At 44.2% G+C, this 26,088-nt stretch carries 23 protein-coding genes, 1 tRNA gene and 2 riboswitches; of the genes, 10 read left to right on the top strand and 14 right to left on the bottom strand.

Annotation, left to right across the window (positions count from 1 at the left end; all coding sequences use genetic code 11):
• Positions 1 to 4: 4 nt before the first annotated feature.
• From NYE72_RS02495 to NYE72_RS02485, 3 genes are all read left to right on the top strand, one after another.
• Positions 5 to 1,885: an FAD-dependent oxidoreductase gene (locus NYE72_RS02495; protein ID WP_036682533.1), complete on the top strand. Its 1,881-nt coding sequence runs from the start codon at positions 5 to 7 to the stop codon at positions 1,883 to 1,885.
• Positions 1,886 to 2,060: 175 nt separating this feature from the next.
• On the top strand, positions 2,061 to 2,579 hold the full coding sequence (locus NYE72_RS02490; RefSeq protein WP_339211244.1) for a hypothetical protein: 519 nt from the start codon (positions 2,061 to 2,063) through the stop codon (positions 2,577 to 2,579).
• Positions 2,580 to 2,595: 16 nt separating this feature from the next.
• A complete protein-coding gene (locus NYE72_RS02485; protein WP_036682537.1) occupies positions 2,596 to 3,576 on the top strand; it encodes a polyprenyl synthetase family protein in 981 nt (326 codons plus the stop codon).
• Positions 3,577 to 4,138: 562 nt separating this feature from the next.
• Here the strand turns inward: NYE72_RS02485 and NYE72_RS02480 are convergent.
• The 10 genes from NYE72_RS02480 to NYE72_RS02435 form a co-directional block, all read right to left on the bottom strand.
• Positions 4,139 to 5,023 carry a UbiA-like polyprenyltransferase gene (locus NYE72_RS02480; RefSeq protein WP_036681005.1) on the bottom strand — a complete coding sequence of 295 codons (885 nt, stop codon included), beginning with the start codon at positions 5,021 to 5,023 and terminating at the stop codon, positions 4,139 to 4,141.
• A gap of 38 nt (positions 5,024 to 5,061) precedes the next feature.
• On the bottom strand, positions 5,062 to 6,348 hold the full coding sequence (locus NYE72_RS02475; protein ID WP_076101346.1) for an aspartate aminotransferase family protein: 1,287 nt from the start codon (positions 6,346 to 6,348) through the stop codon (positions 5,062 to 5,064).
• 97 nt (positions 6,349 to 6,445) lie between these two features.
• Positions 6,446 to 8,371: a U32 family peptidase gene (locus NYE72_RS02470; RefSeq protein ID WP_038568508.1), complete on the bottom strand. Its 1,926-nt coding sequence runs from the start codon at positions 8,369 to 8,371 to the stop codon at positions 6,446 to 6,448.
• A gap of 43 nt (positions 8,372 to 8,414) precedes the next feature.
• Positions 8,415 to 9,206: an energy-coupling factor transporter transmembrane component T gene (locus NYE72_RS02465; RefSeq protein ID WP_036681014.1), complete on the bottom strand. Its 792-nt coding sequence runs from the start codon at positions 9,204 to 9,206 to the stop codon at positions 8,415 to 8,417.
• Positions 9,199 to 10,101, bottom strand: coding sequence for an ATP-binding cassette domain-containing protein (locus tag NYE72_RS02460; protein WP_076215095.1), 903 nt, complete (start codon positions 10,099 to 10,101; stop codon positions 9,199 to 9,201). The genes NYE72_RS02465 and NYE72_RS02460 overlap by 8 nt, the downstream gene beginning before the upstream one ends.
• A complete protein-coding gene (locus NYE72_RS02455; RefSeq protein WP_051491165.1) occupies positions 10,092 to 10,946 on the bottom strand; it encodes an ATP-binding cassette domain-containing protein in 855 nt (284 codons plus the stop codon). The genes NYE72_RS02460 and NYE72_RS02455 overlap by 10 nt, the downstream gene beginning before the upstream one ends.
• A gap of 29 nt (positions 10,947 to 10,975) precedes the next feature.
• Entirely contained in the window at positions 10,976 to 11,533 is a 558-nt protein-coding gene (locus NYE72_RS02450) for a Gx transporter family protein (protein WP_036681020.1), read from the bottom strand.
• The gene (locus tag NYE72_RS02445) at positions 11,517 to 11,906 is read right to left on the bottom strand and encodes a NusG domain II-containing protein (protein WP_036681022.1); all 390 of its coding nucleotides are present in this window, start codon (positions 11,904 to 11,906) and stop codon (positions 11,517 to 11,519) included. The genes NYE72_RS02450 and NYE72_RS02445 overlap by 17 nt, the downstream gene beginning before the upstream one ends.
• Before the next feature lie 819 nt (positions 11,907 to 12,725).
• Positions 12,726 to 13,661 (bottom strand): alpha/beta hydrolase, encoded by a 936-nt coding sequence (locus NYE72_RS02440; protein ID WP_339211242.1) that lies wholly within the window; start codon positions 13,659 to 13,661, stop codon positions 12,726 to 12,728.
• Between the two features lie 149 nt (positions 13,662 to 13,810).
• A complete protein-coding gene (locus NYE72_RS02435) occupies positions 13,811 to 16,060 on the bottom strand; it encodes a choice-of-anchor A family protein (protein WP_339211240.1) in 2,250 nt (749 codons plus the stop codon).
• Positions 16,061 to 16,168: 108 nt separating this feature from the next.
• Positions 16,169 to 16,259, bottom strand: a riboswitch (cyclic di-GMP riboswitch).
• Positions 16,260 to 16,754: 495 nt separating this feature from the next.
• Between NYE72_RS02435 and NYE72_RS02430 the strand changes: the two genes are divergently transcribed.
• Positions 16,755 to 17,147: a hypothetical protein gene (locus NYE72_RS02430; protein ID WP_051491249.1), complete on the top strand. Its 393-nt coding sequence runs from the start codon at positions 16,755 to 16,757 to the stop codon at positions 17,145 to 17,147.
• A 197-nt stretch (positions 17,148 to 17,344) separates the two neighbouring features.
• Here NYE72_RS02430 and NYE72_RS02425 read toward each other — a convergent pair whose 3' ends face one another.
• Positions 17,345 to 17,758: an ASCH domain-containing protein gene (locus NYE72_RS02425; RefSeq protein WP_076101343.1), complete on the bottom strand. Its 414-nt coding sequence runs from the start codon at positions 17,756 to 17,758 to the stop codon at positions 17,345 to 17,347.
• A 327-nt stretch (positions 17,759 to 18,085) separates the two neighbouring features.
• Here NYE72_RS02425 and NYE72_RS02420 point away from each other — a divergent pair, with 327 nt between their 5' ends.
• The 4 genes from NYE72_RS02420 (at position 18,086) to NYE72_RS02405 (ending at position 20,402) form a co-directional block, all read left to right on the top strand.
• Complete coding sequence (locus tag NYE72_RS02420) at positions 18,086 to 18,499, top strand: MarR family transcriptional regulator (protein ID WP_036682564.1); 414 nt, start codon at positions 18,086 to 18,088, stop codon at positions 18,497 to 18,499.
• Positions 18,500 to 18,512: 13 nt separating this feature from the next.
• The gene (locus NYE72_RS02415; protein WP_036682566.1) at positions 18,513 to 19,334 is read left to right on the top strand and encodes an SDR family oxidoreductase; all 822 of its coding nucleotides are present in this window, start codon (positions 18,513 to 18,515) and stop codon (positions 19,332 to 19,334) included.
• A gap of 191 nt (positions 19,335 to 19,525) precedes the next feature.
• Positions 19,526 to 19,870, top strand: a complete 345-nt coding sequence (locus NYE72_RS02410; RefSeq protein WP_076147388.1) for a DUF3221 domain-containing protein — start codon at positions 19,526 to 19,528, stop codon at positions 19,868 to 19,870.
• Positions 19,871 to 20,186: 316 nt separating this feature from the next.
• A complete protein-coding gene (locus NYE72_RS02405) occupies positions 20,187 to 20,402 on the top strand; it encodes a hypothetical protein (protein WP_036682571.1) in 216 nt (71 codons plus the stop codon).
• Between the two features lie 277 nt (positions 20,403 to 20,679).
• Here the strand turns inward: NYE72_RS02405 and NYE72_RS02400 are convergent, their stop codons facing one another.
• From NYE72_RS02400 to NYE72_RS02390, 3 genes are all read right to left on the bottom strand, one after another.
• Entirely contained in the window at positions 20,680 to 21,483 is an 804-nt protein-coding gene (locus NYE72_RS02400; RefSeq protein ID WP_038568497.1) for an undecaprenyl-diphosphate phosphatase, read from the bottom strand.
• A gap of 723 nt (positions 21,484 to 22,206) precedes the next feature.
• Positions 22,207 to 22,278, bottom strand: a tRNA-Thr gene (locus NYE72_RS02395).
• A 94-nt stretch (positions 22,279 to 22,372) separates the two neighbouring features.
• Positions 22,373 to 22,681: an MTH1187 family thiamine-binding protein gene (locus tag NYE72_RS02390; protein WP_036682575.1), complete on the bottom strand. Its 309-nt coding sequence runs from the start codon at positions 22,679 to 22,681 to the stop codon at positions 22,373 to 22,375.
• Positions 22,682 to 23,059: 378 nt separating this feature from the next.
• A riboswitch (cobalamin riboswitch) is annotated at positions 23,060 to 23,295 on the top strand.
• 241 nt (positions 23,296 to 23,536) lie between these two features.
• Here NYE72_RS02390 and NYE72_RS02385 point away from each other — a divergent pair.
• Positions 23,537 to 25,522: an anaerobic ribonucleoside triphosphate reductase gene (locus tag NYE72_RS02385; protein WP_036682578.1), complete on the top strand. Its 1,986-nt coding sequence runs from the start codon at positions 23,537 to 23,539 to the stop codon at positions 25,520 to 25,522.
• Positions 25,519 to 26,034: an anaerobic ribonucleoside-triphosphate reductase activating protein gene (nrdG, locus tag NYE72_RS02380; protein WP_036682580.1), complete on the top strand. Its 516-nt coding sequence runs from the start codon at positions 25,519 to 25,521 to the stop codon at positions 26,032 to 26,034. Before NYE72_RS02385 ends, nrdG begins: the two co-directional genes overlap by 4 nt.
• The last annotated feature ends 54 nt before the right edge of the window (positions 26,035 to 26,088 follow it).

The raw sequence follows: 26,088 nt of genomic DNA, 5'->3' as shown, positions 1-26,088 counted from the left end.
TCTCTTGAAGAAGATAGTCATTTTGGGCGGCGGCTACGGCGGCGTACTCACGGCTAAAAAACTGGCAAAGAAATTTAAGAAAAACAAAGATGTTGAAATTACACTGATCGACCGGAATCCATATCACACTCTATTGACTGAGCTGCATGAGGTTGCCGCGAACCGTGCTCCAGAGGATTCAATCAAGATCGATCTTAAGAAGATTTTTGCGGGCCTTAAAGTAGATGTTGTTCTTGATGAGATCAGCAATATCGATTTCAAAAGCAGAAAACTTAAATCCGATAAAGCTACCTACGCTTACGATTACCTTGTAATCGGCACAGGTAGCAAACCAACCTTCTTCGGCATTCCAGGCGCAGAAGAAAACACCTTCTCCTTCTGGTCTTACGATGATGCGGTAGCATTGAAACGTCAAATCCGCGATATGTATACCAAAGCGGCTATGGAGAAAAATCCAGCTGTACGTCGTGCTATGCTAACCTTCGTTATTATCGGTGCCGGCTTTACTGGTGTCGAGCTAGTTGGTGAAATGGCTGAACAACGCGAGGAATTATGCAAGGAGTTCTTTATCGACCCATCCGAAGTAAGACTGATTGTGGCTGATATGGCTCCGAAGATTCTGCCTATCCTTCCAGATAAGCTGATTCAAAAAGCTGAAGCTCGCCTTCGTAAGCTGAACGTAGAAATCGTGACTGGCGCTAAAATCACCGAAGTAGGCAATGGTAGTGTTGCACTTGGTGAGAAAAACGTTGTCGATTCCCAAACAATTGTTTGGACTGCTGGTGTTGAAGGCTCCGAAATCGTTGGTGGACTTGAAGTACAACAACAAGGCCGCAAACGGATTGTTACGAATGAGAACCTGGAAAGTGTAGATCATAAGAACGTTTACGTAGTAGGGGACAACATTTTCTACATTCCTGAAGGTGAAACTCGTCCTGTACCACAAATGGTTGAGAACGCTGAACAAGCAGCTCCGATTGTTGCTGGCAACATTGCCGCTGACATTCAGAACACTGCTAAAAAAGCTTACAAACCAGGTTTCCACGGTACAATGGTCTCCATTGGTAGCCGCTACGGTGTAGCAAATGTTGGTCTGCCAGGTAAGTTCTTTATGCTTACTGGATTCATGGCAATGCTATCCAAACACTTTATTAATATGTTCTACCTGTCTCAGGTTGTCGGATTCAATAAAGTATGGACATATATGATGCATGAGTTCTTCCATGTTGAGAACCGCAAGAGCTTCTTGGGTGGTCACTTCTCCAAACGTTCACCTAATTTCTGGCTCGTACCACTTCGTGTTCTACTTGGTGGTATGTGGTTATACGAAGGTATTGAGAAGATCCAAAAGATTTGGAAAGATCCAGATAAGATTTTCTTGATTCCAGCTGCTCCTTTTGCAACGGATGCTTCATCAGCAGCCAGTGTTGCAGTAGATGCAGTTAAAGACACCGTAGATGCACAATCTGCAGCTTCAGCAGTATCCACTGCAAAAGAAGCTGTTGAAGCGTTGCCTGTACCTAACTTCGTATACAACATTACAAACTGGTTCATGGATTTGATGTTCTACAACAACGACGGAAGTTACACTTTCCTCGCGAAATGGTTCCAAATCGGTATGGTATGTGCAGAAATCGTCTTCGGTATTATGCTCATCGTTGGTCTCTTCACTGCACTCGCTTCTATAGCGACTGTCGCCATGTCGGTCATGATTTGGTCAACCAAAATGGCATCGACAGAAATGTTATGGTACGTTGCTGCTGGTATTGCCTGCATCGGCGGATCAGGAAGCACACTTGGTCTAGACTATTATGTACTTCCTTGGCTTAAGAAACAGTGGAAGAGAATTCCGCTCGTCAGACGATGGTATCTATACACCGACTGATAATAAAACCCTGAATTAGTGTAATTTATCATATAGAACATATGTGCAAATTGTATTTTATTAGGGTTAAATATGGATATACTTCAGAGTAATGTGTCCCTAGGACACATTACTCTCCTTATTTACAAGAAGAAAATAACCTTCCTAATCCTAGGAAATGGTGGTTTTTTCTTGAATGAATGGTTTTGTAGGGATGATCGGGTATGGTTTCTTCCGGCAAAACCGACAAGAAGGAGAGAATCTTGTGAACAAACAACTCATAGAAGATACCCTCCGGTTGTTGCATACTGAAATGTCACCTATTGCCGGAATTGAGCTTCAGCCCTCTCCGGCTGCATGTGAACAGTTAATCTCGGTACTGGAACGCCATGATCTGGAATACAGCCGCAAAGTCAATTTGCTGGGTATTTACACTATTCTCACTTTGGCAGCAGAGCGCCATATGGAATGTATCCCACATCATCCCGACCTTACACGCAACATTTTGGATGGAGATTATTTGTATAGCTTTTACCTGCAGTTTGCGGTGAAATGCCGTGAGCTCGACTTAGTTGCTTATCTAGCTCCTTCGATCAAAAAAATGCAGATTAGACGGTCAAATGGAGACTTCGCGGAACATGATCCAGCTACTGGAATCGAAGAGTTCTTGATCCAAGAGTGCAGACAGCGTAATCGCACAAGCAAAGCCATTTGACAGGTGGGATCCATAAATGAAGCTGCATGAGGCCTTAAATATAGACATAAATGAAATCAACCGCGAAATCGTAAACCTTGTGGCGCGTGATAAAGATGTACCTAAGAAATCTCAGCTCGCGCAAAGTGTTCTAGAGCTTATAAATTCCGGTGGTAAACGCCTTCGTCCCCTCATGGTCATTGTTGGCAGTCGGTTTGGCCGTAAGGATACCGGCCGCAGAGCGCTTCAATTAGCTGCTGCTGCTGAATTTATTCATGCCGCCTCATTAATTCATGATGATATCATTGACCGTTCAGAGTTACGGCGGGGCGTACCCGCCTTACATATTAAGACGGGTACATTGTCAGCAGTACATGTTGGTAATTACATGTCCGCTCGGGTCATCGAGCTGCTGAGCAAATATACAGGAGATAAAAACAGATACGTTCATGACTTATCCTCTGTAGCCACCGCTCAGCTGTGCCTGGGTGAATATCAGCAAATGGAACATGCTTTTGATTATGAAATTACAATGGATCAGTATTTGGAGAAATCCTTAAACAAAACCGCTCTTCTTATGGCAACCTGCTTACGGGTTGGTGCTTTGTCCACTGAAAGCACCGAAGAAGTTGCCAATCTCCTTTATAATTTTGGAGAAGCCTTAGGGATGTCCTTTCAGATACAAGATGACTTGCTAGATTTCACACAGTCCGCCGATGTCCTAGGCAAACCTGCCGGTAGCGACCTGCGACATGGTCAGGTCACCCTGCCAGTGCTGTACGCCTTGCAGGACCCTAAGCTCTCGCCTGTGATCCGTGCAATCGGCCCGGATTCTTCCGACGCTGAAGTAGCACATGTGCTCACCCTAATTAACAATAGCGATGCCCTCGCTCGCGCTGAACGGGTCAGCCAGAACTATCTGGATAAAGCTGCAGCTATTGTGCAGCAGCTCTCCTCCTACCCGGCGCATGCTGATCTGGAAACGTTGCTGCAATATTTTGCGGACCGTGATCGCTAAAGCGTACGTTCTAATACAAATAAAAACGGATACCTCCCATTCACTTGGGGGTATCCGTTTTTTTGATTTAAACACATCATTTCATTGATCTTGTCGCAAATTCAAACCGATATTTTTCCGCTTCAACAAGACAAGCTAAACACGCAAACGCAGCGTAGCGCACATGAGCTCGTTTAGTCATTCTACTCCATCGGACGTAATTAGGGAAAACCTCCCTAAAATTAGCTACTAATCGCTCGAAAACTACGATATTAGGGAAAACCTTTCTAATAAAGTCCACTTTAGCATGCTTTTAAGAGTAACCAGCTATATTTCAGGGAGAAATTCCCTAAAACAGAGTTTAAAAATAATAAACGTAATAAGATTAGGGAGGTTTTCCCTAATCTTTGCATTTAGCTTCCCCCTTACAGAGCGGGGAGCGAGTCAACACAAAAAAGGAAAGCTAGCGTAGCCAGCTTTCCGATTCCTTTGCCTACCCCTTTTGGGTAGGCTATTGTCTTTTGTTGTTAGTTTGCGGGCAATGCGCCAATGCTCAGCCAGCCGGCTCACCAAAGCCAGCTCTCTAACTAACATAGAAAAAATCAATCAGCGTACACAATAATATCACTATGCTGATTACCTGATTTAGATTATAAGAAGCCACCTTCATCAGCTTACGATTCGAAGGTTTTATTATCTTATGCTCGGTCATCAGGAGCAATGTAGCGATGCCAATCCCAACCAGATACATCCAGCCGAGATCCTGCCATACGTATAGGAATAATAGCAGCATAATCATAATGAAATGTAGACCTTTGGCGATACGCAGCGCATTCTCTAATCCAAAGAAGCTCGGAATAGACCATAACCCATGCCGCCGGTCAAATTCAATGTCCTGAGTGCCGTAGATAATATCAAATCCGGCAATCCAGAGCATAACTACCGTTCCGATCACAAACGGTGTAAATGCGATATTTCCAGTTACGGCAAACCATGCACCAATCGGCGCGGAAGCAATGACAAAGCCTAAATATAAATGGCTGAGAAAGGTGAAACGTTTTGTATAAGAATAAGTCGATATCAATACGATTGCTACCGGCGATAAGAGCAGGCAGAGCAAGTTCAGCATGCCTGAAGCCACAATAAAGATGGCATAATTGACAATAACAAAGACAACCACTTCTTTTTCTGCCAGTAACCGTTGTGGCAAATGCCGATGTGCCGTACGAGGATTCTGTTCATCAAACGTACGGTCTGCCAGCCGATTGAATGCATTAGCGCCATTACGGGCACCGATCAATGCAATCAGACCCCAGATCATTACATGCCCTGATGGCCAGCCCCCAGCGGCCCACACCATAGAGATAATGGCAAACGGCAGCGAAAAAAGTGTATGAGAGAACATCACCAGTTCACTGAACATTTTCAGCTTTAGGCCTGCAGTTTTAAAAATGTTTAGAATAGCCATTCGTTTTCCTCTTTCTTCGCTACTTGAAATTCATTGTATTAGACATTAAGCTCCGCAAGGACTTCATTCAGGTTGTTAAGCAGCCCGTCGATATCCTCTTCCGTAATAATCATCGGCGGTTGAAAGGCTAGTACGTTGCGTCCTATACCATTTTTGCCGATCAGGTATCCTCTGTCTTTCATCGCTTCCAGCACTTGATCTGTAAGCGCCGCAGAGCCTTCAGCATTCTCACCAGCAAGCTCCGCTCCCAACATAAGCCCAATTCCCCGGACATCCACAATAAGCGAAGGATAACGCTCTTGAAGGGTCTTTAGCCCTGCTTTCAATTGTTCTCCGAGCAGCACTGAGCGTTCAGGAAGCCGTTCATAGCGAATATAATCAAGCACAGCCAGTGCTGTTGCAGCAGATACCGGATTGCCTCCAAAGGTTGAAGCCGACGGACGGTCCAGCGCAAGTGCAATCTCATCCGTTGTCGCAAAAGCCGCAACCGGAATTCCATTCCCCAGTGCCTTAGCCATACTTATAATATCGGGCACTACGTCAAAATGCTCCATAGCGAATATTTTGCCTGTACGACCAAATCCAGTTTGAATTTCATCAGCGATCAGAAGTACGCCGTATCTCTCCAGCAACATTTTGACCTCACTGAAGTAGGTTGGCGTTGGCATAATCATACCCCCATTGCCTTGGATTGGCTCTACGATCATCGCAGCGATAGTATTCCCCTTCTCCTCAAGCACTCGCTCCAGAGATTCCAGGGAGAGTGCAGCGGCTTCCTCCAGAGATAGTTCTGGATGATATGGGCGAGGAATAAACTCAACGTCATGATCCAAGTATTTATCGGTACGCCACATCGGCAGTCCTGTCACACTCATAGTTAGATTGGTACGGCCGTGTAGACCACTCTCCAATGCAATGAACCCCTTACGTCCTGTATACATCCGGGCGAGCAGCAATGCACCTTCATTAGCCTCTGAGCCGCTGTTCACGAAGAAGGTTCGGCGTAGACCGCCTGGCATAACCTCTTCCAGACGTTCAGCCAAATCCACATTTGGCTGAGTTAAATAGATCGTAGACGTATGCTGCAGCTGCTGCAATTGCTCAATCGTACGTCCAGTTATGGCTGGATTGCAGTGCCCACAAGCGACTACAGATACACCTGCGAAGAAATCTGTATATTGTTTGCCATTTTCATCATACACAAACTGCATCGAACCTCGCACAAGCTGAGGCGCATCGCGGTAAAAATGCTGTGTACACGGATAGAAATATTGCTTACGCTTCGCCACTACGGCTTCTCTTCCGATGAATTCTTGCTGTTCCATGATTAATTCCCTCTCTTCTTGTGAAAATAGTAACTTATTGATAGAGTACTGTGCATTCTTCTTACTAGCAGACGATATTTTGTCCCAAAAAATAGAATTAGTTAAATTGCAGCGAACCTAGAGTATAACCCGCATAAATGGGTTCAAGACCACCTAGCATGTCATCTTTCACTTCAGTACGATTCATAGCTTGTTGATAAGAAATTATAATTTCACGCAACTGCTGAGCACTATACGTCGCTCCTTCAATACGGAAGCTAGATATGCCTAGATCAATCATCTCACCAAGTAACGGTAAATAGCAGAGCTCTTTTGCGAACAAAAGATGGCAACGGCCGTGCTGATCACGATATACCGGATTCTCACCTTTGTCTGTTTTTAGAACCAATACATTATTGTGCACATATTGATTATCCTCTTCAGCGATAGGTTCCATTACTTCAGTATTCTCATAAAGGTCGTGCTCCATATACATTAGTGCAGGTGTACCATGTACAACAACTTCCAAAGGCGTGTCACAACGTGAGGCAAAGGTAGCAAAGTGCTCCAGCGTCATTTCCGGTGAAACCGAAAGCTGAGTCAAACCTAATTTTGCATATAATTGGGCGGAAAGATGATTGTAGACATTTAAACTACCATCTCCAATTAACGGATAACCTGTAGAGCTGTATCTGCGAATCGCTCCCAAATTAGTAACGATTATACCGTCGATCGGCAAGCGTTCTCCACCAAGCAATTGATCATATTGATCGAAATGCAGCTCGGTCATCATGCGTGGCAACCCTAAATATATTTTGCTATCGCCTTTTAATTCACCAAGTTCCTTAATATCACGTTTTGTAAAAGGTCTGTCCGGTTCAAATACATCGCCCGGCAAATACAGACTATCCACACCCAGTTCCAATACTACGCGCGCCTGTTCCATATTATTCACACGTACAGCCAGCTTCGCTTTTGTTGTCTTAGGCTTCTTTTCTTGCGCCAAACGTTCCCGCAATTCCTCTACACGTTTTTCAGATAGCTCACGTTCTGCGGTTGGTGTGCTAAATACTTTTCCAGTGCTATAGAATTTGCCCGTACCTTCATAACGACGGTTGATATTAGCTAACCCTGGTTTACCAAAAGCATAGGCTGTCGAAAAGTCGCGCTTGCGGTTGTTGTACAGTTCTTTGGTATCAACCGTACGATCAAAACCAATCGGATCATCGATATATCGGTCAATGGCTTCGCCGTAGCTATTCGCCAGCATCACCATAAATTCCTTATCACGCATACGGCCCTCAATTTTAAAAGAAGTAATGCCTGATTCAATCAATTCCGGAAGATGCTCATACATAAACATATCTTTGACAGCCAGTGGATATTCAGCAGGATATACATATCCGTCTTTTTTAACCCGATAATCCCAGCGGCAAGGCTTCATACATTTCCCCCGGTTGCTGCTCATACCAAAAACATGGGAACTAAAGTAACAATTTGCACCATGCACAGAGCACATATCTCCATGAATAAAATATTCCAGCTCCATGCCACTCCGCTGACCAAGCAGCTTAGCTGTCTGCAGGTCCATTTCCCGCGAGGTAACTACACGAGTTACACCCAGATCACGCAGCGCATAGATCATCTCCAGGTTGTGAACATTCATCATTACTGAAGAGTGAATAGGAAGGTTAAGCTCCATCTCCCGAATAAGCTCCAACACTGCCATATCCTGAACAATCAAGGCATCCGGCCGAGCACTATCAAGAAAACGCAGGTATTCTCTAGCTTCTTCCACATCTTCCTCACTAAAAAGATTATTCACAGTGATATACACTTTTTTGTCTAGACGGTGAGCGATATCAAGTGCCTCTACAATCTCTTCATGAGTAAGATTATAACCTTTACGCATCATTCTCATATTCAATACAGGTCCACCAAAATAAACTGCATCACACCGTGATTGGATCACTTCCTTGAAAATCTCAAACGTTCCTGCGGGTGCGAGTAATTCAACTTCTCTACCGTTAAAATAACGTGCCATTCAAGTTCCCTCCCAAGTTGATACTACTAATAGGGAATGAGTATTATAACAAAGCTACTGCAATTCCCATGACCACAAACATCCCAATAAAAACAGTATCGAATTTGCCCCACCTTAGGCGGTGATACCGACTGCGGGGAGCATCCATGCGAAAACCGCGGGCTTCCATGGAATACACCAGATCCTGAGCACGCCTAAAAGCACTGGCGATAATCGGGACCAGCAGGGAGACTAACATCCGTCCCTTTTCCTTCAAAGGCAGCTCTTTTAGATCGGCTCCCCTTGAGGCCTGCGCTTTCATTATGATCTGCGATTCATCTAGAATCGTAGGAATGAAACGAAGTGAAATGCTGATCATCAGCGTGATACGGTCAGGGGATAAGCCAAGCTTTTTGAAGGGTGTCAAGATCCCCTCCAACCCTTGATTCAGCTTCCCCGGCGTTGTTGTGAAGGTCAGAAGCGCTGTAAAGGTGATAAGAAAGAACATGCGGATGACCGAAAATGCCCCTAATCTTAGCCCTCCCTCATAGATAGACCAGGAACCAAGAGTCAGCACTACCTCCCCTGTCTTCACAGACACCACCTGCACAATAAAGATAAATAACATTAAATAACGTAAAGGCTTAGCTGCTTTCAGGAAGTATTTAAGCGGAATCCGCGTGGAAGCCATAACGGCTATCGAAAAAATAGCCAACACAGCCATGGCCATCCACGAACGTGAGAGCAGGATAACAGCTACGTATAATAGCATGCCAGTGATTTTGGCACGAGCATCCAGCTTGTGCACCCACGAGCCGGTCTCAATACTCCGACCTAAGATCAGTTTCTCATTCATGGTCATCCCTCTTTCCATCGGGCTTACCAGTGCTTATTGATTCCGCTGGCAGCGAAGCTATAAGCTCTGCCAGACTCTCAGCCGTCAAGCGGGGGACTTCATCCACAAGACCTAAATGATCAGCAACTGCACGCCAGTAACGAAGGGACTGCGGAACCGTCAAACCACACTGTTCCAGAATCGAAGGATCATCTGCAAGTGCCTTTACACTGCCCTGAAACGCCGTGCTGCCCTCTTTAAGTACAACCCAGCTGTCCGCATAGGGCAATAACTCATCCATCCGATGCGTAACGATAATGATCGTTCTGCCCTGCTCACGGCATAATCGCTCCAGCAAGCTGATTAGCTCTGCACGGCTAATGGGATCAAGCGTTGCCGTGGGCTCATCCAGAACGATGACCTCCGGGTCCATAGCTAGCACGGAAGCGATAGCCGCCTTACGCATTTGTCCACCGCTCAATTGAAAAGGATTCCGCTCCAGCAACGCGAGATCCAGCCCCATATCTGACATGGCCTGACGTGCACGTGACTTTGCCTCATCGAGACTCATACCGAAATTAAGGGGACCGAAAATGAGATCCTTTTCGACCGTATCTTCGAACATCTGCTGCTCCGGAAATTGAAATACCAATCCGACTCGGCGGCGCAGTGGCATTAGCTTAGGTGACTTCTCACCAGCCTGAATGGTTACATCAAGCACTTTTACCGTACCCTCGGTTGGTTTCAGTATCCCGTTAAACATTTGCAGCAGCGTCGATTTACCTGAGCCCGTCGCCCCCGCAATACCAACCATCGAGCCAATGGGTACACTGAGGTTAATGTCCCGGAGCGCCGTCAGCTTCCAGAGGCTTCGGTCAGCGTAGGTGTAACTTACTTGCTGTAATTCTATGGCCATAACGTGTCTATAAGCTCCTTTTCACTGATCGGAACATCCACATGAATACCCTGGTTCTGCAGCTCGCGTGCAAGGCGCCAAGGATAAGGTTCACGCAGATGGCATTTTTCCAGAAGCTCCTCGTTCCGGAACAACTCCGCCGGTGTAACATCTGCAGCCAAACTACCTCCATGCAGCGCAAGCACCCGATCCGATGCCAAAATCTCATCTGCATCATGCGTAATCATGAGGATCGTGTACTTCCCTTCTGCCCGCATATCCTGCAGAATGCCGAGAAGGTCATTTCTGCTTCCTTCATCCAACATAGAAGAGGCCTCGTCAAAAATGACGATGCCTGGTTCCATAGCAAGAATGGAAGCGATAGCAACACGCTGCTTTTGGCCTCCCGACAGCTCACCCGGATGCTTGGACAACAGATGATTTATTCCTAGTCTTGTCGTATAGGAGTGCAAACGTTCAGCCATCTCTTCGTACGGCAAACAAAGCCCTTCCAGGCCGAATAGGATATCTTCCTCTACAGTGGCTCCAATAAACTGATTATCTGGATTTTGGAACACCATTCCGATACATTGCCGAATGCTTCCGATCGTTTCCTCACTAAGCAGCATGCCACTAACCTCAATCTCACCAGCCCCCTTAGGCAGCAGAGCATTAAGCAGCTTGACCAACGTAGACTTCCCGCAGCCATTAGGACCAACCAAGCTGACCCATTGTCCTTGTGAGATAGATAACGTTATATTTTGAAGAATCGGATGCTCGGGATCATAGCCAAACGATACCCCATCCAGAGAGATGACTGCTTGTCCTTCTCCCTCTAAGTCTTGACCTTCGTATGATTCATTCATGTTAGTCATCCTTCCGCTGATGTGACTAATCAGTCCAAAAATTCTTCAAACAGCGATATTTTTGACAATGACGCCACCAAATAACGGACTGCATAGCCCACGGCAATTCCTGTTACTACCCCAGTGATCAGCAGCATGGGAAGATAATAAAAAATACTAAGTGATGCAAATACCATAGAAGCTGCCAGCAGCTGACCGATATTATGTGCAATCCCACCAGCTATACTAATTCCGATCAAGCTTATACTCTTACCTTTGCCACTAATCAGCATCAGCACAAACATAACAACAAAGCTAAAAAGTGAACCAAATAAACTAAACAGCAAGCTTGAGAAGGTACCTAGCAGAAATGCAGTAAGCAGTGTTTTGAGGATGACAAGCAGGAAAGCATCCCGTCCACGTAAAAAGTAAATACAAGTCAAAATCATAATGTTGGCCAGTCCGAGCTTAGCACCCGGCACCAGTCCCATCCCGGATAACGGAATCTGTGCCTCTATTAAACTTAACACTACTGCCACTGCGGCGAAAATCGCAATAATCACTGTTCTTTTTAAAGCTGTTGCAGATTCACTACTGGACATAGGCATCTATATCATCCTCCCCCGACGCACTGGTGATTTCGACTAATACTCTATGCGGTAGACAGACAATCGTCTGTTTGGGCAGGGTAATAAAACCAAAACCTAGGCAAACTTTATCAGCGCAATCGGCATCGTACATTTCAATCCCGTAATCATGCACCTTCAAAATGTTATAGCCGCGTTCCGTGCGGACCTCAATGGTTTGTTCTTCTTTTGTAAGCTTTACCGTTTTAAATAACTCACCGTCCACCGTTACATTGGCTATGAGATTTTTACCGGCCCCACCTTTGTCATCATTGTCCGAAAACCATCTCGGTACGAGAAAAGCGAGCGCAGCAATCAATACGATGGAAATCAGCCACACATCTGCGCGTTTCATAAAAATCTCCCTTATTTTTTAATTAAAATCCAGACTTATTAATTATAACGGTCTACCCTCAATCCTTCAATCAATGTTGGAGTTTATTGTCAGTTTTAGAGAGCTGTTCACAAAATAGGCACGCAAAATAACCCCAGCAGACACAAGCCCTTCGTCTCTGGCATTTTCAGTTGTAGTTTGTAGCGTTTGCAAAAATATCCAACTTACATTTTAGCCCATTTGCACCGAGATCGCCCATCTCCTCTGGTTTACTAGCTTTTCCGGAATAATTCACAATTAACCCAATTTAAGTTACTTTCGAAATCTAAGCGCTCCCTATCGAGGTTTGTTTCTCTCTAGAATCAAATAAACCTTATCTTGGAATTCATTATTATATTTGCCTTTTAAACAATAGTGTGTTATATTTATATGGTATTTGTTTTTCGATATATTGAATATCCCCACCAAGAAGATGTCAGGCCGACTATTATACACATCGGCATTTTGGACAAAGAGGCTTTATGTTTTCTTGCAGTACTCTTCCTTTTTATGAGATTAAATTCGAAATATAGCATTCCGATTCACACTGGCGCGGTCAATGGAGCCGCAAGGGCAAAAGAGAGGTAGGGCTTTTGTCGTATTGGAAGGATTATTCTCGCCACACGGCTGCTGGAAATAACAAGGAATCAAGACACCCGTTATTCACGAACGGCGGGGGATGAATATAACGAGAAAGCATGACGGTACGATCCTTATTCAAGGACTACGTCATGTGTGGAAAAATATAGGCGCCCGATAACCGCTACCTAGCGGATATCGGGCGCTGTCTACGTTCAGGACTTATTTTACATATCGGCTTACAAAAGCTGTTACTACATCTATATACCCCGCCTTATCCGTATCATAAGACAATCCATGCCCCGCTTGCGGCACTATGAGCCTCTCTTTTGGACTCTGGCATGCCTCATACAATTCATTCATCATAGCAAAAGGTACAAAGTTATCCGCATCCCCATGAATAAAAAGAATCGGAACCTTCGCTTTCCGCACTTGTTTTAATGTAGAGGCTTCACCAAAACCATACCCCGCCTTCAAGCGGGTGATTAGACTTGCACTTTGAACGAAAGGGAAACTTGGCAAACGATACATGCGTCGTAGTTGGTAAGATAATTGTGCTTTTACTGAGGTATAAGCGCAGTCCGCAACAATAGCTTTTACCTGCGGCGGAAGATCTTCCCCTGAGGTCATTAGCACTGTAGCACCGCCCATAGAAACACCGTGAAGCACAATTTGAGCACTAGACCCAGTCTTTTTAATCATGTATTCAATCCATTGCAAATAATCTTTTCGTTCCGGCCAACCAAAACCAATGTAATCCCCTGCGCTATCTCCATGCCCCCTTGCATCGGGAATTAGGATGTTAAAGCCTAAGTTCTCGTAGTAGATTTTGGCGTACGCCCCCATATCCTTTGCTTTACCTGAATAACCGTGGGCTAGAATGGCTGTGCGTCCCGCAGCACGATTAGATTGGAGTAAGAAACCTCTTAGTTTAAGTCCATCTGCAGATATGATCTCAATATTCTCGAAGCTCTGGCGAGAGACCCAATCTTTCCCCTCCCCCCAAGAAGCTCCGGCAACCGGAGGATCAGCCTTCAGATTAGGATTATTACTTAGAAATACCTTTGGTGCTCGTTTAATAGCAATACCATAGAAGAAAAATCCCACATAGATTAGAATCCCTATGATGATTACAGCGCTAATAATGAACCATATCAATTCGCCTTCGCCATCCCCTCTTCATTTCTTTTGCAACAAGAGTATACCATCTACTTAGAATGCACCAAACTATCGCAATCATGACATACAAATAGAGCCGCCATCGGGACACCCCCCGAAAGCGACTCTATGTTGTGCTCTACCGTTTATTATTTATTCTTTTTGGAGAACTTGGTTCTCATTAATAATCCGATAAGTGCAAAACCTAAACCTGCTACATAGTAAGGTGCAGGACTTGATTCACCCGTTTTTGGCAATTCCTTCACAGGTGGCTTACCTAATGGGATCGTATCGTCCACTACGATGATTTCATCAGGTGTTGGCGTTGGCGTTGGTGTCACTGCCGGTACCGGACCTAATGGGATCTCATCATCATCAACAAGTACTTCTGTGCTATTCGACGGTGTTGGTACTGGCGCTGGTGTCGGCGAAGCTACAGGCCCAAGCGGCACAGGATCTTCTGCAAGAACTATAGTGCCAATTACGGATGATGGCGTTGGTGTCGGGAACACCGAAGTCTCTGGTGTCGACGTTGGTGTTACCTCTGGAGTTGGTGTTACCTCTGGCGTTACCGTCGGTGTCGGTGTTGCTTCTGGTGTTACTGTCGGTGTCGGTGTTGCTTCAGGCGTTACCGTCGGTGTCGGTGTTACCTCTGGCGTTACCGTCGGTGTCGGTGTTGCTTCTGGTGTTACTGTCGGTGTCGGTGTTGCTTCAGGCGTTGGCGTTGGTGTCGGCGTCACTGTTGGCGTCGGCGTTGGTGTTGGCGTTGGCGTCGGCGTTGGTGTCACTGTCGGCGTTGGCGTCGGTGTTAGCGTCGGTGTCACTGTTGGCGTCGGCGTCGGTATTGGTGTTGGCGTCGGCGTCACTGTTGGCGTCGGCGTCGGTGTTGGTGTCGGCGTTGGCGTCACTGTCGGCGTTGGCGTCGGCGTCGGCGTTGGTGTCACTGTTGGCGTTGGCGTCGGCGTTGGTGTCACTGTCGGCGTCGGTGTTGGTGTCACTGTCGGCGTTGGTGTCACTGTCGGCGTCGGTGTTGGTGTCACTGTCGGCGTCGGTGTCACTGTTGGCGTCGGTGTTGGTGTCGGTGTCGGCGTCGGCGTCACTGTTGGCGTCGGCGTTGGTGTTGGTGTCGGCGTCACTGTTGGCGTCGGCGTTGGTGTCACTGTCGGCGTCGGTGTCACTGTTGGCGTCGGCGTTGGTATTGGCGTCGGTGTTGGTGTCGGTGTCGGCGTCGGTGTCACTGTTGGCGTCGGCGTTGGTGTTGGCGTCGGTGTTGGTGTCACTGTCGGCGTCGGTGTCACTGTTGGCGTCGGCGTTGGTATTGGCGTCGGTGTTGGTGTCGGTGTCGGCGTCGGCGTCACTGTTGGCGTCGGCGTTGGTGTTGGTGTTGGTGTTGGCGTCGGCGTTGGTGTCACTGTCGGCGTCGGTGTTGGTGTCACTGTCGGCGTTGGCGTTGGTGTCACTGTCGGCGTTGGCGTTGGCGTCACTGTTGGCGTTGGCGTTGGTGTCACTGTTGGCGTTGGTGTCGGCGTTGGTCCAGGTTCATCACCATCGTATGGATAGTGGTGAAATTCACCACCACCAGTCCCTTTGAGTGAAGCCGCCACTAAAGTACCGTTAATCTGACCATTAATAAAATCAACATGAGCATAGGGGGCAAGTATGCTTCCCATTACACCTATGCCTGCCATATCCAGATACGCAGCTTGGCTAAAGTTAAGCAAAATTTTCTTGCTATTCAACACGTTATTAGGTAGAAATCCGAAGTTTTTCATTTTTACGTTAGAACCATCAATATTAATAATTGCTGTAGATCCTGAAGGAACATTTATTGTAATTCCATAGGTATTAGAGACGTTATCTCCTGGAACATTAAAAACATTGACCGCAGGATCTGTACCTGTCAGGGTAAGACTGCCATATTGGTACACTGTTGTTCCATTCGCCGGCAATGCTGCAAGTTCTGCTGATTTGTCCTTCAAAGACTGACCTACGGCTGAAAAGTCAATCGTACTCCCCTGTCTTTTTGTACCTCCCTTGAGGAGCGTTACATTCCCTGAAAAATCTCCCCCGTGCACGATATTCCCATAAACAGTACCTCCGTTGAAAGTAAGATTCCCTCCAACAACAAGTGTGTCAGTCAAGGAAACCTCAGCAGCGGTCAACCTATCTCCAACACTATAGTTGGTTAAGTTAACGTTACCTCCAGCAGCAAACCTTCCTTCCGTATCCGAAACCGTTGTTATATCCCCTAGAATAAACACGTTGTAGACCCCTGCAATTCCCAATGTAGAAGAACTACTAGCTCCAGCAACTCCAGCTCCTAATGAGGAAAGCCCACTACCTACCGTCAAAATCCCAGCTAATACAAGCGAGAGTAACGGTCTTATTCTTCTTTTCAAATGGCACACCTCCTAAAACTATGATTTATATTAATCAGAATAATTACCAGAAACTCTAAAGGACCTAACAACAAAAAAGACCGCCAAAAAGAAGTGGAATTCCCTTCTCATGGCAGTCGGACGGTCATTGTGCCTTTAAGACACTTTAGACTCCTGGACTTTGCGTCCCGCCCTTTCAGACGGTTTGCTATTATCATGACTATATATATGTATTACACTGCAAGTCCAGAACTGGTAGCCGAAGCATTCTCTCCAATAACCGTCTATGACTTTTAATACTTTTTGAATTAATAACAGTTTAGCGCCCGACACCCACAATTGTCAATCAATTCCTTTCGATGATCCCCCTCATTATTACCATACAAAAAAAGCGCCTAAAGGCGCTTCGCATAAGGTTTTTCATTAAATTTTAAAGTAACTGTATATAGCCCAATATGGATATCCATAAGGGAACACTCAGAATTAAACCAAAAAACAATCCACGCTGGAGGCTGCCCTCTTTTTCCATCATAATTCTCCTTTATGTGCGTCCGATACATTATTTTTTATTATTACAATTTTAATATAATTTATTCTTCGTTATTTACTTGTGAATTTAATCACATTTGATAAGCTGTTTAGAAATACCATTGATTATTTTTGGAATATCGGGGTAGAATACGAATATACGTTCCTATTAGAGGTGATGAGATTCATGCATAGAGCAGAAAGCAGGGACAACATGCTGGTGAAATCTTATTTATTGCTTCCGATGATTTTATCAGCTTTCGAACGGGACTCCGCCATTTTATCTACACACTTACGAACACCCGCCCCTTATCTGGAGGTGCTTGGAACAGCTGCTGCAGTAGCTACAACAGATCTAAGGGATGTTCGTGCAGAAATGAGAAGACGGGGAATCAAGGTGTATGAGCAAAACAGACTTAATACGGGAATTGAAGCCAAGTATATATGTCGTGGCTATCACGAACGAATGCTGCTGTTGAATGACATTGTTGCGGCTCAGGCTGCCATCCATATGCGCAGATACCTAGGGCTGGATATTTCCTCTTTTAAGAGTTACGAAGAACAGTATCAGATTAAATAAAGCTGTATAGAAGCCGCTCTACTCTCCCCCCAATCAATTAGTGAACAAAAAAATAGGCCTTACCATGGGAGTTGGCAAGACCTGAGAGAGATATACCACAAAACACTGGGGGGTGTTTGGTGTCTTCAATATATACCTCGAACCTGAAAAAAAGCTGATAGGCACATAAAAATTACATTAAAAATATCATTCGCCGTTCAGAAGTGATCCGAATGCTCCCACAAGCTTAGCCGACCTTTGGCTGGAATTGGATGGCGCAGTGAGTGAACCTCTTCAAGCTTCCAGGCAAAACGTCCTTCGCTATAGTCGCCAAAATCATATTCGTTCCCATTGATCCATTCCCTTAAATCCACCTCTGGAGTAACCACATAACATCCCGCGAGCTGACCTGTAGCAATAATAGCTCCTGTCGGCAAATTATTCGCTGTATAGCCATGTTTCGCCAATACTGATTTGTACGGTTCCTGTTCACAAATCTTTTTGTCAATCCTCATTCCGGCATGGATGCCTAACTCGCCGCGGTAGGCTGTTCTCCATGAACGAGTTTCAAACTCTTTTTCACCAAGAGCAATTAAGGTCGCCCAAGGCTGCCGTATTGTTATACACCGCATGATATTTATCCCCTTTGTTTATGTTGGACGTTTGTCACGGATGCCACGGATCTCGATCTCGCGTTGTGTAATCTTGCTCTCCTTGACTTGATAAATAATCCCAACCGTTTGGTCGATACTCATTTCCATGATTGATCGCCTCTAAAAATAAGAACATTCATTTTTATTATATACAAACAAAAGTTCTAAATATCAATATTATTGACATTCACCTGTAACTCCCCACAATTTAAACAAATAAAATAATTAAAATTGATAAAGGAGAATATAGTTTGTATACTAATCAAGTAGTTAGTGTGCAAACTATATAAAGAGGGGAATTAATTTATGGACAACCCAGGACAGTTATTAATAAGAGTAAGTCTTGAAATGAAAAAAAGCTTAACAAAAAAACTTTTACTTTATAATGTAACAGCTCCTCAATGGGCAGTATTAAAAGATATATCTATTCATTTAGAAGGAACAACTCCAGCTATGATTGCAGAGCGAACTTACTCGGATCGCCCTACAATAACGGGTATACTCGAGCGACTTAAAGCAAAAGGACTTCTGGACATTAGAGATAATCCAAATGATAAACGATCAAATCTTGTATTCATTACAGATTCGGGAATGATAATTAAGAGTCAAATAGAAGTTCTTAGTGACGAAATCATGGATAACGCACTTAAAAATATTTCTGAACAAGAAATGTCCACGTTTATGAACGTGCTTAAAACAATCTATTTAAATATTAGTTAGGGAAGTGAGACTTATGATTCTAATCACAGGGGCAACCGGTAATGTAGGACGTGAAGTGGTTAACGAACTAAGGAAAAGTGAAACACCTTTTAAAATTGCCTCCCATCGAAAAGACAGTGAGTATGTTTATTTTGATTTTGAAAATGCTGATTCTTTTCGTCCAGCGTTAACAGGAGTGAAAAAATTATTTTTACTGCGCCCTCCTCATATAGCTGACGCAAAAAAATATTTCCAACCCCTCATAGATATCGCAAAGGAAGTCGGAGTTGAACACATTGTGTTTCTATCTCTATTGGGCGTAGAGAAAAACCCAATTGTTCCACACCATAAAATTGAAAAAATCATTAAAAAATCAGGAATTCCATATACTTTTTTACGCCCAAGTTTCTTCATGCAAAACTTAATTTCTCAACATGGGGAAGAGCTACGTAAAGAAAAGGAGATCTATGTACCCGCAGGAAAAGGCAAGACTAGCTTTATCGATGTTCGTGATATCGGTACTGTAACAGCTAGAATCCTAACTGAGAATGGTCATGAAAATAAAGGTTACTCGTTAACGGGAACTGAAGCGCTAGATTACTATGAAGTAGCTGAAATTTTATCTGAAGAGCTAGGAGAAACAATCAAATATGTTAATCCATCAGTTCTTCAGTTTAGAGATAAAATGTTAACAAAAGGAATTCAAAAAGAATTTGTGACTGTTATGATTGGAATTTACTTCACTGCAAAAATTGGATTAGCCAAAAAAATCACGCCCGATTTACAAATATTACTTGGTAAAAGACCCATTACATTCAAAGAATTTGCACATGACTATAAGTACGAATTAGTTTAATCATGGTGGTTTTTTGGCTAAACCATCAGGAAGCATTTCAGGATACATTGTTACTGCCGCGTGCGAGGGGAATCAATAAAGGTCGTCATAATGGATATGCTGCTGTTTATTCTTATATTGGTAATGTACAAAATGCTATGCCTGTGCAACCGATTTTAAACTAATGTCGTAACCACTAGAGGGGAAGGTCCATGATTCAAAAACCACGTACTACTATTAAATGGACTCTTATTTTTGTTTTTTTGTTATTAGTCACCGCCTGTAGTAAGAATGATGAAGTTTTGAAAGGAATTGTACATACAATAGATGTAGAAAATAAAAGAATTTTAGTAATTTCCGAATTAAAAGAAGAAGACTTGAACAAGGAATACAAGGAGGTTCTCGAATCTAATGAGTACTCTCAAGCCATTTGGGTAAATAAAGTTGCACCTTCTAAATATAAAAAAAGCGATGAGATTAAAGTATTTTTTGAAGTAAGTGATGATTCATTCCCTGCACAAGTTACCGCCAAAAAAATCACCAAAATCAAGAATTGAGCAAAAAGAATAGAATCTACTATAAAGAAGCGGCGTCTCCAAAAGGGGCGGCGCTTCTTTGTGTAGATTTAAGGAGAAATCCATATTTATAAATGCACTCTGTGCAAAAAAGTGACCCCACCACTTTCGGCAGGGTCTAGATCTATTTTATAAGGGGGTTATGTGATTACTATAATCCTCTTAGCTTAAATAAGTATGAAGCCCGTCTAAAGATTTGCTGAAATATTATTATTTTTATCGAAACCGATCAAATATAGTAACGTATCAATCTTAATTTTCAAATTACTACATATACAAAATGGAGGTGTGTATAAAGATGAAAATATTCAGTCTATTGCTTGTAGCATTGTCTTCCATTGGAGTAGTTGCCACATTCGGATTTTCAACATTCAGCTTAATCACAGGAATTATAGGAGGGCTTATTGCAGCATTTGCAATTTCAGGCTACTTGCAGTCTGTCAGACGTGATTACCCCAATGAGAGCTATGAGAATAAACAAGTTAAGTATCAGTCGAACTATAATACTTGGTAAGCAAAAGCCCCACCTTAAACTGGTGGGGTTTTTCATATTCCCAAACACTTGTAAAATCACTTTGTGATATTAATGGTAGAAGAAACAAACGAGGGATAATGGCTAGCTGTAGAAGTGCTTTCACCGAAAATTCATTCCTTAGTTCATAGACTACTTGAGCTTTGTCTTGTTTGGTGATTTCCCCTTGTTTTGAACCTCTAGTTTAATCTGTGCAGGATATGATGTATAGCCCTTTTTAAAAGCTTCTTTCCCATGATGTTCATATTGACTAATCCAATTACTGTATGACAATTAAATAGAAGAGAGCTGCTAAAACAAACCGGTATAGAGCAAACCACTCCAATCGAAGTCGCTTAATCAGTTTGATGAACGTCACTACTGCAATCATTGCCACAAGAAAGGATGTCGCAAAGCCAATTAACATTAGAAGTAAATCGTCAGAACTCAGCAAATCACGACTATCGTACAAATCCAACAAGCTTGCACCAAACATAACTGGCACGGAAATAAGGAATGTAAAATCTGCGGCGGCTTTTTGGCTAGTGCCAAGCAACAGGCCACCTGAAATTGTCGAACCTGATCTCGAAAATCCCGGCCATAACGCCAAGCATTGGAACAGACCAATTCCGAAAGCCTGTTTATAATTAATCCCATCGATAGTATCAGCGGTTTCAGTCCGCCTATTCCGCGCTGCAATGATCATCAACACCCCACCAACAACTAGACCGATCAAAACAGGGGTTGGACCAAATAATTGGCTTTTTATTGTGTCCTTGAAGAGAAGATATAGGATTAATGCTGGTAACATAGCCAAAATCATATGAATGACATTTAATCCTTTGCTTTTGGAAAAATCCATTCTAATCATATTAACCCCAATTTCCAAATACCTTTTCCAATAAAGAATTAGAACTGCCATCACTGCACCCAACTGAATAACAATTTTAAAAGTTATTGCAGCATCTCCCTCAAAGCTAAGCAAATCGCCTGCTAAAATAAGGTGTCCAGTAGATGATACTGGTAAAAATTCAGTTAAGCCCTCTATTATGCCAAGTATTATTGCTTTAATTACGTCAGTCATCAGTGGATTGTCCCCTTTCGGAAATAAAATCATTTAATTTCCAGTATAAGGGAGACACGTAAACTTCCCCATCGATTAACCTAACAATATTCAATTCAGAATGACATAATTGTCACATTGCTCATTATTTCAGTCTTAAGGGGGCTTTGGTTTGCAAAACACAAAATATTAAGTATAATGTTACTGTCGAAACGCTAAGGCGTCTGTACAGGATGGCTACCTGGCACTGATGATGGCAGGCCAAGCGCTTTATAAAGTTTTCTTTATGTGTATTTATACTTTAGGAGCGTGGTTATCTATGAAAATTAATATTACCGCACATTTTAACATTGATATTACTTTATCTCTTCATCTGTTAGCCGTAGCCAGTCTTGCTTATGAACTCAGTTCACTGACGAGCTCGTGAAATTCGAGCGAAAAGTATCTGTACTAAGACACCTTGTGGTGTCTTTTTTTATTTTTATAGTAATTACCATCTAACCAATCTGCCCCCGCAAGAGAAAAGCAGCTTATGCTGCTCCTCCTCCACCATCCTTCATTCTGACTGCTGTCAGCTTGCGACACGCCTTCCATCTGCTCGACAGTGACCACTAGTCATACCGTTTTCATTAGCGATTTCGCCATGTCTTATCTTTTAGAAGAATGTTAGAAGCCAGGGGATTTAATGAAAAATGACGCGGTCCCGAAACCTCGGAAATCCGCGCCACGTATGGTTTTTTGGGATGCTGGTGAAGGGAATTGAACCCCCGGCCTACGCATTACGAGTGCGTTGCTCTACCCCTGAGCTACACCAGCTTAAAGCTGATTTTTCTGTCAAACAAAAAATATTATACAACTTTCAGCCAGAAACGCAAGCCTATTTCTCCCTGTTTTCCGCCCTCCTAAACTGCTAATCCACCTGTAGCTTACGCTCCACAGACTCTAACTTTCCACGGCTAGTGGAGGGTTTATCGCGGCGGTCGTCTATTTTAAGTGAGGTAGAGACACGTTCTGCACCTGCGGCAAAAGGAGACTCATGCAAAGCTTCTACCGCGGCAAAAATGCGTTGCAGAGGCCCTTCGATGATCGTCCCCATGGACGTAAGTTCATATGTAATCCCTTCTACTGTCTTCAGCACCCGCTGCATATCCGCAACATAGCTGCTAAGACTGGTACTGCCTGTTCCAATTGGAATAACTGTAACTTCAGCAATAGGCATGAGAATACCTCCTCGAAATTTTATAGTACCTATCTTCTTCCATTGTAACAATTCCACCGCTCTGTCACAAACTAAGCAAGATTATCCTCCCTTATCTCTTCTATTTCTTCTGATTACTCCAAAATATGACTTTGGGCTAAGAGTATTTTCTCATGCGCAAATTCTAGGGTCATCTGCACTATATTTATGGACTCTTTGTGGCATCTTTTCGGACAATTTATGAATCATTTCGCATCTCCCTGTGGATCAATTGTGGATTACTTATGGACAGCCTGTGGATCATTTGTGGAGTACTTTTAAAGAACCCGCTCCCCGCGCGGGTTTTCTAAAAAACTGTTTACAAACACAACATCTTGGGTTATTTTTATCTAACGACAACAAAATATAGTGGAGACAGGCGCTTTGATCCTTAACCGGATTTAGAGCTTAATAGGGAAGCGCGGTGAGAATCCGCTGCGGTCCCGCCACTGTAACCGGATGGCCTTCTTAAGCTTCTGGGAAGCTTGAGAATCCACATCTCCCGGCAGATGCCACTGAGGGTTAGGAACACCCTTGGGAAGGCGCCGAGAGATCCCACGGAAGCCAGGAGACCTACCTGTTTCGACGACACCAACTATTGATGCCTGCGAGGAACAGGGATGGTGTCCGCATGCGGTCATCTACGTAGAGACCTCTGCAAATATCCGTGTGGATATTTACATAACGCATCGGGCATTTTCTGCCATCCTCGGGTAGGGGATGCTTTTTTTATGTAATCAGAACAAATATACGACTGCTTATGGCAGTCCAACTTCCTATGGATATATGGATTTGATGATAGATGTTTTTCTTTTATACTGAGAGGAGAGCTGTACAATGACGTTGTTGGAGAGACAATTTAATGGAGTAGAAAATGCACGGGAAGTTCTTTTAGAAGAGCTCATTGATTTAGGCCGGGATATTATCGACAGTCGGGATATGGACCTATTGCGCGAGAATGCCAATTTGAATGGAGAGAGTTTCTCCGGTAAAATGAGCAAGTTCGGCAGTGAATATTCAAAATGGTACGCCCGCAATTTTACGATGCCGCCGCAGCTAGTGCAGGCTATTGATGACAATGTCGTCTATGTGCATGATCTGGATCAATACGCGATTGGAACGACGAACTGTATTTTTATCCCGTTTGATAAACTTCTCCGTGAAGGTTTCAATACCGGCAACGGCAGCGTTCGTCCTCCGAACTCAATAATGACTGCTATGTCTCTGGTAGCGATTATTTTCCAATCCCAGCAAAATGCTCAATATGGTGGTGTATCCGCCAATAAACTCGACTATGATCTGGCACCTTATGTAACCAAATCCTTCGCCAAGCTGTTCCGCAAGGGTCTGGATTATTTTGAAGAAGGACAAGCTGATGAATCTTTGGGCGAGATTACGATGAGCCGGACCGATCTGGCGGAGTTATATCCAAGAGCGTTCCGTTTTGCACTAAAGGAAACCGAAATCGAAACCCTGCAAGCGGCTGAAAGTATGGTACATAATCTGAATACCATGTCCAGCCGATCCGGTGGACAAATACCGTTTACCAGCATCAACTACGGTACTTGTACTTCACCAGAAGGTCAGCTTGTGATCAGTTCTCTGCTAACAGCAACTATGAACGGACTTGGCAGCGGAGAAACACCAGTGTTCCCGATTCAAATCTTCAAATGCAAGCAAGGAATCAATCAACAACAAGGCGATCCTAACTATGAACTGTTCCTAAAAGCGGCTGAATGTTCTGCGCGCAGACTATATCCAAACTTCGCTAATCTGGACGCTCCGCTCAACTTGCAGTATTATGATCCAAGTGATCCTGATACGGAGTTCGCTACAATGGGCTGCCGAACCCGAGTGCTCGGTGACCGTTTTGGTCGTAATCATTGCTCTGGAAAGGGCAACCTTTCCTTTAATACACTGAATCTGGTTCGGCTAGGTCTGGCACACGGCACAGTAACAGGCAGACGTACCATCGCAGACGAAGCTGGCTTCTATGAAGATCTAAATCATTATATGGATATTGCGCTGGAAGGACTTCTTCATCGGTTCCACATTCAAACCGCACAAAAAGCTAAAGCTTCCGATTTCATGATGCGAGAAGGCGTCTGGGAAGGCGGCGAGCATCTTGCACCTGATGACACTGTAGGCGATCTGCTAAAGCATGGCAGTCTGTCTCTTGGCTTCATCGGTATGGCGGAATGTATGAAAGCTATGTACGGCAAACACCATGGCGAGGATATGGAAGTTCATGCCAAGGCGCTGGCTATTGTGCGTCATATGCGGGACTATTGCGATCGGAAAAGTGAGGAACTGGATCTCAACATCACTCTGTTCGCAACTCCAGCAGAAGGTTTGTCCGGTAAATTCACAAAAGTTGATCGCAAGGTACTGGGTTCCATTCCGGGCGTAACCGACCGTGAATATTATACGAACTCTTTTCACATCCCTGTATACTTCGATCTGGGTGCTGCTCAGAAGATCAGCTTGGAAGCTCCTTTCCATGAATATTGCAATGCCGGGGCTATTTCTTATGTCGAATTAAACGGCAATGCCCGCAACAACCCATCGGCTTTTATCAAAATCATTAAATATGCGCTCGAACAACAGGTCAGCTATTTCAGCATTAACCATCCGATTGACCGCTGCTCCAGCTGTGGATACGAAGGCGTAATTGGGACAAACTGTCCTTCCTGCAACGCACATGAGAATGACGTGCACATCCGCCGTTTGCGCAGAGTTACAGGTTATTTAACCGGCGACTATCAGACCCGCTTTAATGCCGCCAAACAAGCTGAAGTACGGGATCGCGTTAAGCATCTATGAATATTTGCGGTTACTATCCGGAGTCGATTAACGAGGGAGAGGGCATGCGGGCCGTCCTCTTTCTCAGCGGCTGCCGCCATCGTTGCCCGGGATGTTTTAATCCCGAGACATGGAACTTTAAATATGGAGAAGTCTTCACCTTAGAACGACAACATGAAATTATTGCAGAAATCGCCGCTAACCCTTTGCTGGATGGTCTGACACTGGCAGGCGGCGATCCTTTTTTCTCAGCAGAAGAGTTGCTGGGGTTCATTCATGAGCTTCGCGCTGTACTGCCAGGCTTCTCAATCTGGATTTACAGTGGTTATACGTACGAAGAACTTACAGCCCTTCCCGGTACGCCGGAATGGGATCTACTTAAGCAGTGTCAGGTGTTAATAGATGGAAGATTTGTAGAAGAACTGAAAGATACTACGCTTCTCTACCGGGGAAGCTCCAACCAACGCATTATCGACATTCCGGCCAGCATGAACGGCTCGGAGGTCTTTCTGTGGCAGCCTGCTGCGCTATAATATATCAATTTTTGATATTGAAAATTAATTTGAAATAAGAAGGGATGAACTAAC

This window comes from Paenibacillus sp. FSL L8-0333 (assembly GCF_037965665.1).
GTDB lineage: Bacteria > Bacillota > Bacilli > Paenibacillales > Paenibacillaceae > Paenibacillus_AQ > Paenibacillus_AQ odorifer.
This window is presented reverse-complemented; position numbering and strand designations above follow the sequence as displayed.

Coding starts and splice junctions, on each gene's coding strand:
- NYE72_RS02490 (WP_339211244.1), top strand. CDS start 2,061: ATGAATGGTTTTGTAGGGATGATCGGGTATGGTTTCTTCCGGCAAAAC.
- NYE72_RS02485 (WP_036682537.1), top strand. CDS start 2,596: ATGAAGCTGCATGAGGCCTTAAATATAGACATAAATGAAATCAACCGC.
- NYE72_RS02480 (WP_036681005.1), bottom strand. CDS start 5,023: ATGGCTATTCTAAACATTTTTAAAACTGCAGGCCTAAAGCTGAAAATG.
- NYE72_RS02475 (WP_076101346.1), bottom strand. CDS start 6,348: ATGGAACAGCAAGAATTCATCGGAAGAGAAGCCGTAGTGGCGAAGCGT.
- NYE72_RS02470 (WP_038568508.1), bottom strand. CDS start 8,371: ATGGCACGTTATTTTAACGGTAGAGAAGTTGAATTACTCGCACCCGCA.
- NYE72_RS02465 (WP_036681014.1), bottom strand. CDS start 9,206: ATGAATGAGAAACTGATCTTAGGTCGGAGTATTGAGACCGGCTCGTGG.
- NYE72_RS02460 (WP_076215095.1), bottom strand. CDS start 10,101: ATGGCCATAGAATTACAGCAAGTAAGTTACACCTACGCTGACCGAAGC.
- NYE72_RS02455 (WP_051491165.1), bottom strand. CDS start 10,946: ATGAATGAATCATACGAAGGTCAAGACTTAGAGGGAGAAGGACAAGCA.
- NYE72_RS02450 (WP_036681020.1), bottom strand. CDS start 11,533: ATGCCTATGTCCAGTAGTGAATCTGCAACAGCTTTAAAAAGAACAGTG.
- NYE72_RS02445 (WP_036681022.1), bottom strand. CDS start 11,906: ATGAAACGCGCAGATGTGTGGCTGATTTCCATCGTATTGATTGCTGCG.
- NYE72_RS02430 (WP_051491249.1), top strand. CDS start 16,755: ATGCATAGAGCAGAAAGCAGGGACAACATGCTGGTGAAATCTTATTTA.
- NYE72_RS02425 (WP_076101343.1), bottom strand. CDS start 17,758: ATGCGGTGTATAACAATACGGCAGCCTTGGGCGACCTTAATTGCTCTT.
- NYE72_RS02420 (WP_036682564.1), top strand. CDS start 18,086: ATGGACAACCCAGGACAGTTATTAATAAGAGTAAGTCTTGAAATGAAA.
- NYE72_RS02415 (WP_036682566.1), top strand. CDS start 18,513: ATGATTCTAATCACAGGGGCAACCGGTAATGTAGGACGTGAAGTGGTT.
- NYE72_RS02410 (WP_076147388.1), top strand. CDS start 19,526: ATGATTCAAAAACCACGTACTACTATTAAATGGACTCTTATTTTTGTT.
- NYE72_RS02405 (WP_036682571.1), top strand. CDS start 20,187: ATGAAAATATTCAGTCTATTGCTTGTAGCATTGTCTTCCATTGGAGTA.
- NYE72_RS02400 (WP_038568497.1), bottom strand. CDS start 21,483: ATGACTGACGTAATTAAAGCAATAATACTTGGCATAATAGAGGGCTTA.
- NYE72_RS02390 (WP_036682575.1), bottom strand. CDS start 22,681: ATGCCTATTGCTGAAGTTACAGTTATTCCAATTGGAACAGGCAGTACC.
- NYE72_RS02385 (WP_036682578.1), top strand. CDS start 23,537: ATGACGTTGTTGGAGAGACAATTTAATGGAGTAGAAAATGCACGGGAA.
- nrdG (WP_036682580.1), top strand. CDS start 25,519: ATGAATATTTGCGGTTACTATCCGGAGTCGATTAACGAGGGAGAGGGC.